Raw genomic sequence first — 12,302 nt, 5'->3', positions numbered from 1 at the left:
AATAAGTGTGCTGTTTATACGCCCAGCTCGGCGGCAATGCGTTTCAGATTGGCAAGTCCCTGGACGGCCAGCTCTTCTCCGGTATCCGCAAATTTACGCCATATGGCACAATTCGCATTCAGCTCCTCGAAGCTTGGATCAAAGGACTCAATCACACAGGGGCCTTCGTATCCGATATCATGAAGCGCTGTGAAAAATTCCTTCCATGGAACCAGTCCGGTTCCCGGGATACCGCGGTTGTTTTCACATACATGCACATAGCCCAGATATTCCTTTCCACAGGTAAGAACCGCTTCCCTATAGCTGGTTTCCTCCCGGATCATGTGAAAGCAATCCAGATGCACGCCCATGTTGCCGGTGCCTACTGCCTTGCAATAACGAACACCCTCCTCGGCAGTATTGATGAAGTGGGTTTCAAAACGGTTTACCGGTTCCACACAGATGCGCAAATCCGGATGCGTTCTCTGTGCGTATTGCGCAACCTCCCGCATAGCCTCCACAGAATGCTTCCATTCCTCATCCGTCTTTGGTTTGCCGCTCAGACATCCCCAGCCTGCATAATTCACACCGCCGAGAATAGTACTGCCCAATTCTCTGTTGATATCCACCAGCATTTTCAAAGCCTTCACTCCATTTTTACGAATTGCTTCATCCGCCGATATCAGATTCGTCTGTGCATCCAGTGTCGTTGTTGTGACTACCTCCAGCTTTGTCTTTGCCAGCTCTGCCTTTACAAGCTGCGTCGGAAAGCTTTCCGGATGGGCAATGGCAATATCGATGGTAGAGAAGCCCAGCTCCTCCGCCTTAGTGATGACCCATATATCCTTTTCTGAAAATACCTCACTCCAGATAAAGGTATCTACTCCAAATCTCATCGTATCCCTCACTTTCTATGCGGTGATTCCGCTCTGCTGCAGAATCTCCCAGATTTCCATTTCATCCCGTGCATTCTTCAGGGCCTTGATATTTGATCGATCATCGATGAATGCATAGAACTGCTGGAAAAAGTTATATACTTCAGACTGCGTATTGAAATCAATGGCCATTAAAAATACAATTTCAATGCGATCCTCGTATGTCCAGTTGATCGGGCGCTTTAAGCGCATGACGACGATACCGCTCTTTTTCACATAGGCCTTATAGCCGTGTGGAACGGCGATGCTGTTCCCAATGGAGGTCGGAGTTGTTTTCTCCCGCTCCCATATTTTTTTCTCAAAGCCTTTCTTCACATATCCTTTTTCATACAATAGCTGACAGCCTTTGGATATGACATCCTCCTTGCGCTTGACATTCACATCACACAAAATCAGCTTGGGATCAAACAGATGGAAGGATTCATCCAAATCTGCGACCTCGATATTCTGCTTTTCCGAAATCGCACGGCTGATATTTTCAATATCCTCATCACTAATTTCACGGCTGACGAGCAATACGTTTTTCTTCAGCTCCAGAGGCACCGTTGTGATAATCAGCTCAAATTTTGTAATAGAGCTTTCCCGGATATCCTCATAATGCAGAATTTTACTGATTGTCAGATTTTCCACATTCCGCATGATTTTATTCGCCTGATACTTGGATGTATGGAAATCCGCCGCCGATATAAACACGGTATTGATGGGATGATCCGATTCATCGATTGCATTGTTGATCAGCATGACAATATAGGCGATATCATCATCCGTAAAGCTGATTTTCAAACAGGATTCCACTTCCTCAATCGTTGTCAGTGTAATGCCGTACAGACTTGGAAAGCGATGCTTGATATCCTGTCGGAAGTCATAGCGCTTGGATATGGCAAAGGTTTCCTGTGCTTTTTTCTTCTGTATGAACAGGCTCACATCATGGACAAGACCCTCGCTGATCACAAAGCGTTTGTTGGAGACGATGGCTTTTAAATGCTCCAGAAATTCGCGGGTGATTGCGTCAAAGTATTCCATATTGATCTCATCATCCAGACCATGATTACTGAAAACGATGAATTGTGCTGCCATACAGCGGATTTCCAGGCCCAGATATGCCTGCAGACCACTCACAGCCGTATCAAACAGATTTTTCGCTGCAGTATATTGTTCGTTGTTCACATTCAGCTTGTTCATGATGTTCTTTTCTACGATGACATTTCCTTTGCGTACTCTGCGAAGGGTGACAGCCACATATTCCATAAGCTGCCAATAATCGGTATCGGAGAACGTCAGCTCCAAATCATCCTCCACATCCTTTAACAGCTCTTGTAAATATAAAATGTCGAAATCATCATACATTTCCAGGAAATAGTTATAAAACTTTTCCGAGATACGATAGTCCATGCCCTCAGGAACAGCGGCATTGCCGTATACTTCATGCATAAATTCCTTATTATTTTCCAGGATTGCCTGCCGGATATTAAATTCTCCACCTTCAACCCCGATTCCCATATTGCGCTTTTTCACAATCTTTAAGTCGAATTTCAACAACCATTGCTCCAAAACCTCTAAATCCTTGGCAATGACATTGCGTGCAACATTCAGTTCCTCGGCAAACAGCTGTATCGTATAGCTGGAATTGTATTCAAATAAAACATCGAGGATATATTTTTTCCGGTAATTATAGGAGGAGGAATGATCACTGTTTTCCTGTAGAAGCTGCAAGACAGCCTTTCGCTGTGGTTCATCGGCCGACAGCCAGACTCCCTTGCCCGGTATGGAATGCAGCAGTACATCTGCCTTTTGCAGTGTTTTCTTTACGTAATCCAGATTATGCTTGATACTGCTTCTTGAAACACCGATTTCATTCGCAATCACGGATGTGGTGATTGGCTCTTTTTGTTCCAGCAGCAGTCGTATTGTTTTTTCGGTCATCCGGTCAATCACGAACGATTCCTCCCTTCGTTGTATGCGGTTTCTTTTTGCACCTTTATCTTACCGTAAACAAATCAGAATTGCTATGGCTCATAAAGTCTCTTTGTGCACCATCTTGGTGCAAATTGTAAGCGTTCCCAGAATTTGCACCAAGCTTGGTTCTTTTTCTTAAACAGCTAAAAAAAGCCTGTTTTATCAGCTTTCTTTATTCCAGGTGAAGGATTGAATAACTGCTGAAGCAGGCGAAATTTCATTCGTTTAATTAAAAAATACATGGGGATACAGGAGATGCATTGTAGGAAGAAACCTATATAAAATTCAGTGAGATTATACAAGCAGCAATACAGAAGTCTGTATGTATCGATATCGCACAGGGGTATGTCCAGCTATTATGGCGAATGACGGTTTTCGCTTGTACATACATAAGCTAATCATACGGCTGCAGGCCGATTATCTTTCCACTTACAAATTGGTTGTAGGAGTATATCCCTACGCAGCATTTTACAGAAACACAGCTTCTTTTTGTTTCTTTTCCAAGAAAAGAAAGAATCAACGCCTGAAAAGCAGGCGAATAGAACATCGCCTGCCTTATCTGCTACAATTTTTAACAATGGAAATGCTTTTGAATAACTCATGAGCGCAAAGCGCAAACCCCGCTGTTTTTAGATATGAAACCTAACTTTTTTACTCAGTCCTTTGAATGCCGGTATTTTTCAGCGCTGACGAGCAGGAAGCCTGCACATCCTTATACCGGATCATGGCAGCTTAGCCTGTATATACTGCTGCGTTGGTTCATCGGCGAACTTTATAAGATATTCATAATTATGGGCCGATATGTAGTCGGTAATTCCTGCCGTATCCATCGTCTTTTTCAAAAGGCAGGAATACAGCTTTTGATCATCATGTAATAGCGAACTGATTTCCATGAAATAGTAATCCCTATATTCCAGTGAAATCAAATCAAAAATGTCTACAATCGAAGCACAGGCATCCAGCTGCTGCTTCAGCTCCTCACTGCGATAATCTTCTATGGACTTTCCTTCCTCCATAACGATATCATGAAATGGAAATACCAGCTTTTCATAATCGCCACGCTTTCTTTTTGCTCTTCCATATGTCAGAAGATACTTCCATAAATACTCCTTGTGTTTCTGCAAATCAAGCATAATCTCACCTCATTCTGCTATTATACAATATTTTAACAACAGCAATCAATGTTTACAGGTACCGTTAAAAGAAAAAACAATCCAGATTGTGGAAAATACGGGCAATCATTAGCTGAAATTATTCTTGTGCAAATGCAAAAAAAATTATTATTGTTTACTGACCATGAGGGTGTTCTTTGTTATGAAGAATAAGGGGTTGATCAATCTTGAAAGCCGTATGCGATGAAAAAACAATTCTCTATAGCGGATACAGCCTAGCATATATCTTGTATCATTGAAATAAAATACGGTATCTGCTGTTATCACTGAATGAAGAGGACAACTCGCAGGATGCTCTTTCCTTTTATAATGCATCATGCTATAATCAAAAAAACAAGGAGGCACCTATGGAGAAAAAGCAATATATCTGTCCAAAATGTGGAAATACACAGTATGAAAGCGATCAATTTCAGGCAACAGGTGGTAATTTTTCAAAGATTTTTGATATCCAGAACAAGAAATTCATCACAATATCTTGTACCCAATGCGGTTACACGGAATTGTATAAGCAGGAAACAGATGCCGGATGGAATATCCTCGATTTCTTTATCGGTAATTAGAAAAGCTGTAACGGATGACAGAACTGATCTTCCCGTTACAGCTTTTTATTTTCCAAATCATTGATCCTTTAATGCTTAACAAGCTCCTCCAGCTTTCTGCCAATTTTATGATACAGGCGCAGATATAACAGAAAAACAGCCAGTATCAGCAGCAGGATGATACCTGAAACGCGCATTCCTATAGTTGTAATGGAGGAAGCATTGACCCCAAGCCAAAGAAATGCAAGCAGCCCAAGGATAAATACAGAGCAGATTGCAAGCATTGTCAGCAGGGATCTCCAGCTTGTGAGCAGACGCTTATAGAGTGCAATTCTGGACATTCTGTCACTGAAAATTTTTGGTTCTGTTCCATCGTCCATCTCTGTTCGGAAATAATTCCACACACCGTCAAACTCTCCCTTTTCATGATAAATATTATCCCATCCAGCCTCTTTGTAATTCTCAACATATTGTTCCGGATCACGAATATCTTTTTCATAATATCCAAGGTGATAATAATAATTTTTTGGTTCGCCCTTTTTAAAAAGGTATTGAATACCGTTTTTACTTACAAAATGCAGACCGTCTTTGGACATCTTATGTAAAAATTCCGCTTCCTCATCCATATCAGATACAAAGAAAAGCTTATATTTTTTCACATTTTCTGCAGTCTCTGCCACTGCAGGCTTATCAGCTTCCACAGGTGGAGTCTGAACACTTCCATCTGCTTCCTCCTTCAGCTCCTCCATCATTTTATCAAGACTGTCTGCTGTAATCAATTCTTCCTTATCTTCGATTTCCGGAGCACTCTGTGTATTCTCAGCATCGGAAACTGTTTTCTTTTCGTTCTTTTCTTCACTCATGGCCTTACCTCCAACACTATATACTTCATATACTTCGATTTACTGCTTTTGTATGTATGTTGATTCATCTGATAAAAATAACTGTTCAAGCTCAGCAAATGAATTTACCCTAGCGGCATAGGCAGTTGCCTCTCCAAAGCCGAACGCCGCATATACAAAGGGAATACCGGCCTTCTCACAGGAAATCTGGTCTGTTTTGGTATCTCCGATATAAACCGGCTGCTGCAGATGGTTTCTCTCTTTTATCATGTTCAGATTTTCATATTTTGGTTTTCCTGTTCTTCCCGAACATTCATAATCCCTGAAATATGTTTGCAGTCCATGAACATCAAACATCGCTTCTATATAGCCATCCTGACAATTAGATACGATATATAACGGATATCTCGCTGACAGCTTTTTCAAAACCTCAAGAGCCTGAGGGTACAGTCTTCCACCATGCTTGCGCAGATAATCACACTCAAACGCACAGCATCGTTCTATAAGATGCATACGTTTTTCATATGACAGCTCAGGAAACAGCCTTGCGGCAATATCCTCATTCATAAGACCCATCACAGAGCTGAGAATCTCTGCAGTGATTACCTTATGTTCGATATGCTCCTGCTGCAGGATAACCGTATATGCCTCCGCAATCTGCTCTGTCGCATCCCAAAGCGTTCCATCAACATCAAATATGATTCCATCTGTTTTCATAATAACCTCATCTATTACACTGTAACCGTTAATTATCGTAGCATATTTTGCAGAAAATGGCTACACTATTTCACGGATTAACACAAATACGGACAAGAAAATTCGCATACCAGAAATACTCATCATGCACAAGATCCATCCGTATAATCTCATGCTCCTCCAATTGCAGCAGCTCAGTGGCAAGCGGCTTCAGCGTAACCGTATCTTTTCGATGGGAAAACTGCTTACCGTAATGAAGCGTCAGCCGATCTTTGTTAATGGTAAAGGATCTAGGACTCCATGTACTTGATTTATTATAGCCTGTTCTTTTTTGTTCTTTTTCCCTGTTATGCATTTTCAAAGCAAGCTGATACAGTGTCCATCGACTGTGAACTGCAATCGATTCTGCAATGCTTATATCTTTGAATTTTACATTGTAGGGATGTGTGCGCATTTGTGCTACAAGTGAATCCAGCTGCTGGTGATACTCTGCTTCATAAGTGAAAAGATGCTCCTTCTGTGCTTTGGTAGCCTTTAGTCTGATTTTGATTGTTCGATACATTTCCGAAAACCTCCTTATTCTTTATACTCTTATATACGAAGAAAAGAGGTGGAATTCCTAAAACAATTTGAAAGAATTGCATTTTTTTACTTATTTAATAAAAAGCAAGCTAAAATATACGGGTAATAGATTATAACTATGATTTCCTAGAATGGGTAGATGGAAGTCATAAAAAAGCGATGTTAGAATTCGCTTTGTGGCTGTTGGCAATGTAAAGAGACTCGCCGTAGCTGTCATTCGCTGTTTCCAGTTGGATTAGAAATGCTCCTATGATATTATGCTCGTCATTGTTTTTCCTGTTCCGTATTTCAGCTTCATGCATTCTGCTTATCTATAAATTAGTGCCAGTGAATGATACAAAGACGGTAGGTTACGCCTGAAAAGAGACAGAAATTTAAAAAATAGGTATGGACTTTTAAAAATGATTATGATATACTTTTATGGCAGTGAAATGAAATGGTTTTTATGAAACTAACAACTGCGAATCAGAACTGGAGTAGTACTCAAGCGGCTGAAGAGGTGCCCCTGCTAAGGGTATAGGTCGGGAAACTGGCGCGAGAGTTCAAATCTCTCCTACTCCGCCATTTTAAACAGAAACATCGCTATGCGGTGTTTTTTTCTGTATATTGTATTTATATGAAGCTGAGATTAAATTATCAGATTTAATATGCAGCAGAATTCCATTATAAATGTAAAGGCTGTATGAAGATAAGTATTATATGATGAGAGCACTTATCAGGAAACCTACTTACCAGAATAAATATAACATATGATAACGTACACGCCCTAATACTATAGGTCTGTTTTACATATTACATAAGATAAAATTTCACCTTGAAACAGATGCTTAAGGAATCATGAGAATGCAGTAATACAATGTGAAAAAAGGTATCACATAAGGTAATATGATACCTTCAGACAAAATAATTCTTTGCGGCCTTTCCATATTTGCATAGAAAAAAGAAAGTCTATTCCTGCAGATAATTCCGCTGGTATAGACTTTCCCACTTTTCAGGTGGAAGAAATCGGGCTTCTGTTTTTTGATTTAGAAAAGACTTTTTACACCGTTCCTCAACGATGCAACAGTGATCTCATGTTTTATATCCTTTCTATTCCTTCTTCCTCATAAAGCACTGTGGATAAGTAACGCTCTGCCGTATCCGGTAAAAGTACGACAATCCGCTTTCCTGCATACTCCTCTTTCTCTGCCAGCTTTAATGCTGCACACATTGCTGCTCCACTTGAAATCCCAACAGCAATCCCTTCCTCTCTGGCCAGCTTCTTTGCAGTAGAAACAGCCTCCTCATCACGAATCTGAACAATTTCATCCACCAGCTCTGCATGATAATTCCTGGGAATAAAACCGGCACCGATTCCCTGAATTTTATGAGGGCCTGCACTGCCACCTGACAAAACAGGAGAATTTTCAGGCTCCACCGCTACAATGCGGATTGCTGGATTTTTCTTCTTCAAATATGCAGCCGTACCGCTAATAGTACCTCCGGTACCTACCCCTGCGATAAATACATCAACCATTCCTTCTGTATCCCTCCATATTTCTTCTCCGGTATGCAGAAGATGTGCCTTTGGATTATTTTCATTCTCAAATTGCTGCAGGATGATAGAATTTGGAATCTCCTTATGCAGCTCTTCCGCTTTGGCGATTGCCCCCTTCATCCCCTTGCTTCCCTCTGTCAGCACCAGCTCAGCCCCATAGCCGCGAATCAGTTTTCTGCGCTCAATGCTCATTGTTTCCGGTAATACAATAATCAGACGAATACCGAGTGCTGCAGCAGTCATAGCCAGTCCAATTCCGGTATTTCCGCTTGTCGGCTCAATCAAAACTGTACTCTCATCCAGCTTTTTATCTCTTTTCGCCTCCATTATCATTTGATAGGCGATTCGATCCTTTACACTTCCTCCTGGATTAAAATACTCAATTTTTGCGAGAATTTCCGCTTTCCTATCTGCTTGCAGCCGATTGATTCGTATAAGTGGTGTATTGCCAATCAGCTCTGTAATACTCTCATAAATTCTTGTCATATAGTTTATCCTCCTTTTATAGCACCTCATTTAACGGCATATTATTATATGGCATGACGATGAAGCAACATCGTGATGTGTGATGAAACTTGACTGTGATGTGTATATGAAGTTTCATAAGTTCAACCCCTATCATTTTACTGGGATTATATGCCATTTTAATTGCAATGTCAATGAAATGATTCAAATATTCCTATAATTTCCGTATGATTTGCTTGTCTTTTCTATGTATTTCTACTAAAATATAAGTTAAGAGATTGATGGGAGAGATTTATGATGAAAATTTCTACAAAAGGCGTCTACGCACTGGAAGCAATGATCGAATTAGCATCCAGAGCCGATACTTGTGTCAGTATCCGTGATATAGCAGAAGCTAGAAATTGTTCTGTCAAATATCTGGAACAGATTTTTAAGCAATTAAAAAAAGCCCAGCTTCTTATCAGTATACGAGGGAAGGACGGCGGCTATCAGATTGCAAAAAATCCTAATGATATCACGGCCAAGGACATTATTTTAGCTGTTGAAGAAAAGCTGGATCCCGTTGTGTGCCTTTCCCACACCTGTATGCGTGCCGGTATATGCCGGACACAGCCTGTATGGATGGGGATGCAGGATGAAATTTATAAAGTTCTTGAGGGAAAGACCTTACGCTATTTAACGGATATTTATAAGAATGAGGTGAGTGCGTGAAATTATCAACGAAATCCAGATATGCGGCAAGATGTCTGATTGATCTTGCCATATATGGGAAAGAGCGTCCTCTGTCTATAACAGAGATTGGCAGTCGGGAACAAATATCTGAGCGTTATTTGGAATTGATTTTTGCGACATTAAAAAAAGCGGGATTTATAACGAGTGCAAGAGGTAGTCAGGGAGGGTACCAGCTTATCCGTCCCATTGAGAGTATTACCATTTATGAAATTATTCAACTGATGGAAAATGATACATGCATCGTCAGTAAACAGGATGAAACAGATCCTATGAAAAAAATGCTGATGCGGGAGGTTTGGACACCGATTGATGACAGTCTAAAGCTTTACCTGTCAGAGCTGACCATTGCGGAATTGTCCTTATCGTAAACGATATAACACATTGTATATTGCTTGAAAAGAAGATCATCTTCAGATAAGCCCTTACTCACTTTGACAAAAAGAGATTTCAGAATTTGTTGTTATACAACAGTTTGAAGTCTCTTATTTTTGAATATTCATGTTTGGGCAGGAGTCTTAATAGCATTCTCTGCTTTTTACATTATTGATAAATACCTCCAGTTGTCTTAACTTCATTATACAATTATTCGTCAATAAAAACTATAAAATTTATTAAATTATGCTGTCAAAAAAAATGTGGCGTCTGCGGTTTGTTCCACATTTACCACGTTTTCATTTAAGAAAAAAAGACAAACTCCAGAGTCATCCCCTGTGAGAAACAGCACAAAAAGGGAGACTCTTTTATTATCCTCAACGATTGTTTCTTCATGTCCCGGACAACGATCTACTAGGTTGAGAGTCTGTTTTATTTCCACAAACTCTTTCACGCTTTCTATAAGGAAAATTCTTGCTCCATAGCCTTTGTCTGTACCCCACTCGCTACCTATAGGGGATTCTGTTTCGTTTATTTTCAAATGTACTTCAACATGTGATTTTAATTCTGCGTAACCTCTAGCGACTAAGCAAGTGAGGACTTCCTGTCTATTTTTATCTGTAATTTCCATGACCTTATTCACTCCTTTTCTTTTTACGGAACATAGGAACTTAGAAAACTATATCTGTAAGCAACGTATTTGTGTTTAAAATCATCGTTTGGTTATTCTATGACTATTTGGGTGCATTCTTAACAAAATTGCTTATAACGTAAAAATAGAGCCAAAGCCATTTATCGGCTTTGACTCATCTGGTTTTATTTTGCCCACCACGGATACCATTCTTTTGGTATTTTCATTCCCTGAATCTGCTCTTTTGTGAACCTTCCACCTTTTACACGATATTGTCCACCACGGGCATCATTTCCTTGTTTAACAAATAAATTCCAATATTCATCTTGAGTATAAGTACCTACAACTCCATCTGCACCAATTAAAGTATGAGCATCATCCACATAATATGTGCCTGGTAAAGGTAAATAAGAAGGATACTCTTCTTTTTCGTCAATACTATGATTTTCTTCTTGAGAATCATAGTAATCTGTTAGCATTTGTTCAAATTTTGGTACTAAGACTGAACTATCCAAATTACCTGCCTCATACTCTTTCCAATAATCATCTTCAGTAAATAACAACGATACATCATCTGTTTTATAAACACTGATATCAATCTTTGATAGTTTTGGATAAGTAAATATTTTTGTATATATTCCATATTCTTTATAGTTAGTAGGATATGTAGAAGCATTTAATCTTTCTACATTTTCTCTAGGAGATTTCGAACTATCCTGATCTTTTTTCACTGTTTGTCCAACGTTATTCTGTATTTCTGCTATTTCCCTTTTTCCTTGTTGATTATTTTGATACTTGTCATAAATAATATATCCTCCACCACATGCTAAAACAGCAATAAATACAGCTACTACGAATTTGACAATATTCTTCTTTCGTGATTTTTTTATTTGTTGTACATTCGTAGATTCAACTAGATTTAAGGTATATCCACATTCTGGACAAAATCTCAAATTTTCTTTTTTTAATTCTTTACCACATTTGGGACAATATTTCATAATTTATCACTCACCCCATATTCAACCTTATTTCTGTATTTATATATACATATAAATACAATTTCAAAGTATGAATGATACTTTTATTGTTCATATTCAATCTTAACAGAATTTATGCTCATACCATCATCTAGTATCTTGTTTGAACCATATACACACTTTAATTTATTACCACTTTCATCTAATATATTTTTTTCTATAAATGATTTCGTTTCACTATCAAATTCGATAGTGGGCATATCTTGTGTAAATGAAAGAAAATCTTCTGAATAATATTCTGGTTGCAGAATCAATTCTATACTGTTTACAATTCCATCCTCATCAACAGTAATTGCTTCTACTATTGAATCTGAAACGATATATGTTATAGGGTTTGCTCCCAATTCTTGAATTTTAATCTTTTCTGCTACCTCAGCGTAAGGCTTACCTAACAAAGTGGCATATTCTTTGTATTTTCCGTTCTCCAAAGTATATATTGATGGTGTACCATCATTAACGTAATTTGGCGAATTTTCTTGTTGTTTATCATTGGTTTTCTGCTCCGTATCTTTTTTCTCTTGTTCATCTTTTTTCTTTTGTTCAGTAAGAGCCTGTTCTTTTGCTATTCGGTCTTTTTCTTGTTGATCTTGATACTTATAGAATGCAAAATAGCCAGCCCCACAAGCAAGAACAAGAATCAGTGCAATTAACACAATCTTGACTCCCTTGTTTTTGGTGGTTCTTTGTGGTTGCTTAACTAGTTCTGGTTGCTCCTCACTGACCACATTTTCCGCATCATTTTTTGGTAGTGGCGCTCCACATTCTGGGCAAAAGTTTAATTGGTTACCTTTCAACTCATTACCACATTTAGGACAAAATTTCATATA

Annotated in this window: 13 protein-coding genes and 1 tRNA gene; 4 read left to right on the top strand and 10 right to left on the bottom strand. The window is 39.1% G+C overall.

Going from position 1 to position 12,302, the window contains the following annotated elements; all coding sequences use genetic code 11:
• Window positions 1-14 precede the first annotated feature (14 nt).
• The 3 genes from GKZ87_04760 to GKZ87_04750 form a co-directional block, all read right to left on the bottom strand.
• Window positions 15-875 carry a TIM barrel protein gene (locus GKZ87_04760; GenBank protein ID QSI24859.1) on the bottom strand — a complete coding sequence of 287 codons (861 nt, stop codon included), beginning with the start codon at window positions 873-875 and terminating at the stop codon, window positions 15-17.
• 15 nt (window positions 876-890) lie between these two features.
• Window positions 891-2,849: a PRD domain-containing protein gene (locus GKZ87_04755; protein ID QSI24858.1), complete on the bottom strand. Its 1,959-nt coding sequence runs from the start codon at window positions 2,847-2,849 to the stop codon at window positions 891-893.
• Window positions 2,850-3,592: 743 nt separating this feature from the next.
• Window positions 3,593-4,003: a hypothetical protein gene (locus GKZ87_04750; GenBank protein ID QSI24857.1), complete on the bottom strand. Its 411-nt coding sequence runs from the start codon at window positions 4,001-4,003 to the stop codon at window positions 3,593-3,595.
• A gap of 386 nt (window positions 4,004-4,389) precedes the next feature.
• Between GKZ87_04750 and GKZ87_04745 the strand changes: the two genes are divergently transcribed.
• Entirely contained in the window at window positions 4,390-4,602 is a 213-nt protein-coding gene (locus GKZ87_04745) for a DNA-binding protein (GenBank protein ID QSI24856.1), read from the top strand.
• Between the two features lie 68 nt (window positions 4,603-4,670).
• Here the strand turns inward: GKZ87_04745 and GKZ87_04740 are convergent, their stop codons facing one another.
• From GKZ87_04740 to GKZ87_04730, 3 genes are all read right to left on the bottom strand, one after another.
• On the bottom strand, window positions 4,671-5,444 hold the full coding sequence (locus GKZ87_04740) for a DUF2812 domain-containing protein (protein QSI24855.1): 774 nt from the start codon (window positions 5,442-5,444) through the stop codon (window positions 4,671-4,673).
• Window positions 5,445-5,483: 39 nt separating this feature from the next.
• Window positions 5,484-6,140: an HAD-IA family hydrolase gene (locus tag GKZ87_04735; GenBank protein QSI24854.1), complete on the bottom strand. Its 657-nt coding sequence runs from the start codon at window positions 6,138-6,140 to the stop codon at window positions 5,484-5,486.
• Between the two features lie 70 nt (window positions 6,141-6,210).
• The gene (locus tag GKZ87_04730) at window positions 6,211-6,681 is read right to left on the bottom strand and encodes a hypothetical protein (protein QSI24853.1); all 471 of its coding nucleotides are present in this window, start codon (window positions 6,679-6,681) and stop codon (window positions 6,211-6,213) included.
• A gap of 493 nt (window positions 6,682-7,174) precedes the next feature.
• Here GKZ87_04730 and GKZ87_04725 point away from each other — a divergent pair.
• A tRNA-Ser gene (locus tag GKZ87_04725) sits at window positions 7,175-7,265 on the top strand.
• Between the two features lie 514 nt (window positions 7,266-7,779).
• On the opposite strand, the gene cysK is transcribed toward GKZ87_04725, so the two are convergent.
• Window positions 7,780-8,724 (bottom strand): cysteine synthase A, encoded by a 945-nt coding sequence (gene cysK / locus GKZ87_04720; protein ID QSI24852.1) that lies wholly within the window; start codon window positions 8,722-8,724, stop codon window positions 7,780-7,782.
• A gap of 276 nt (window positions 8,725-9,000) precedes the next feature.
• Between cysK and GKZ87_04715 the strand changes: the two genes are divergently transcribed.
• Both GKZ87_04715 and GKZ87_04710 read left to right on the top strand, forming a co-directional pair.
• Window positions 9,001-9,414, top strand: coding sequence for an Rrf2 family transcriptional regulator (locus GKZ87_04715; GenBank protein ID QSI27883.1), 414 nt, complete (start codon window positions 9,001-9,003; stop codon window positions 9,412-9,414).
• Window positions 9,411-9,803 (top strand): Rrf2 family transcriptional regulator, encoded by a 393-nt coding sequence (locus GKZ87_04710; protein ID QSI24851.1) that lies wholly within the window; start codon window positions 9,411-9,413, stop codon window positions 9,801-9,803. Before GKZ87_04715 ends, GKZ87_04710 begins: the two co-directional genes overlap by 4 nt.
• A gap of 248 nt (window positions 9,804-10,051) precedes the next feature.
• On the opposite strand, the gene GKZ87_04705 is transcribed toward GKZ87_04710, so the two are convergent.
• From GKZ87_04705 to GKZ87_04695, 3 genes are all read right to left on the bottom strand, one after another.
• A complete protein-coding gene (locus GKZ87_04705) occupies window positions 10,052-10,438 on the bottom strand; it encodes a hypothetical protein (GenBank protein ID QSI24850.1) in 387 nt (128 codons plus the stop codon).
• A 185-nt stretch (window positions 10,439-10,623) separates the two neighbouring features.
• A complete protein-coding gene (locus GKZ87_04700; GenBank protein QSI24849.1) occupies window positions 10,624-11,436 on the bottom strand; it encodes a zinc-ribbon domain-containing protein in 813 nt (270 codons plus the stop codon).
• 83 nt (window positions 11,437-11,519) lie between these two features.
• A complete protein-coding gene (locus GKZ87_04695) occupies window positions 11,520-12,299 on the bottom strand; it encodes a hypothetical protein (protein QSI24848.1) in 780 nt (259 codons plus the stop codon).
• Between the last annotated feature and the right edge of the window lie 3 nt (window positions 12,300-12,302).

The organism is Erysipelotrichaceae bacterium 66202529, assembly GCA_017161075.1.
GTDB lineage: Bacteria > Bacillota_I > Bacilli_A > Erysipelotrichales > Erysipelotrichaceae > Clostridium_AQ.
The sequence above is the reverse complement of the archived record's forward strand: the minus strand, read 5'-3'. Positions and strand labels throughout refer to the sequence as shown.

Bases quoted from the DNA above. Each gene is read 5' to 3' on its own strand.
- GKZ87_04695 (QSI24848.1), bottom strand. From the start codon at position 12,299: ATGAAATTTTGTCCTAAATGTGGTAATGAGTTGAAAGGTAACCAATTA.
- GKZ87_04715 (QSI27883.1), top strand. From the start codon at position 9,001: ATGAAAATTTCTACAAAAGGCGTCTACGCACTGGAAGCAATGATCGAA.
- GKZ87_04730 (QSI24853.1), bottom strand. From the start codon at position 6,681: ATGTATCGAACAATCAAAATCAGACTAAAGGCTACCAAAGCACAGAAG.
- GKZ87_04735 (QSI24854.1), bottom strand. From the start codon at position 6,140: ATGAAAACAGATGGAATCATATTTGATGTTGATGGAACGCTTTGGGAT.
- GKZ87_04745 (QSI24856.1), top strand. From the start codon at position 4,390: ATGGAGAAAAAGCAATATATCTGTCCAAAATGTGGAAATACACAGTAT.
- GKZ87_04760 (QSI24859.1), bottom strand. From the start codon at position 875: ATGAGATTTGGAGTAGATACCTTTATCTGGAGTGAGGTATTTTCAGAA.
- GKZ87_04700 (QSI24849.1), bottom strand. From the start codon at position 11,436: ATGAAATATTGTCCCAAATGTGGTAAAGAATTAAAAAAAGAAAATTTG.
- GKZ87_04740 (QSI24855.1), bottom strand. From the start codon at position 5,444: ATGAGTGAAGAAAAGAACGAAAAGAAAACAGTTTCCGATGCTGAGAAT.
- GKZ87_04750 (QSI24857.1), bottom strand. From the start codon at position 4,003: ATGCTTGATTTGCAGAAACACAAGGAGTATTTATGGAAGTATCTTCTG.
- GKZ87_04705 (QSI24850.1), bottom strand. From the start codon at position 10,438: ATGGAAATTACAGATAAAAATAGACAGGAAGTCCTCACTTGCTTAGTC.
- cysK (QSI24852.1), bottom strand. From the start codon at position 8,724: ATGACAAGAATTTATGAGAGTATTACAGAGCTGATTGGCAATACACCA.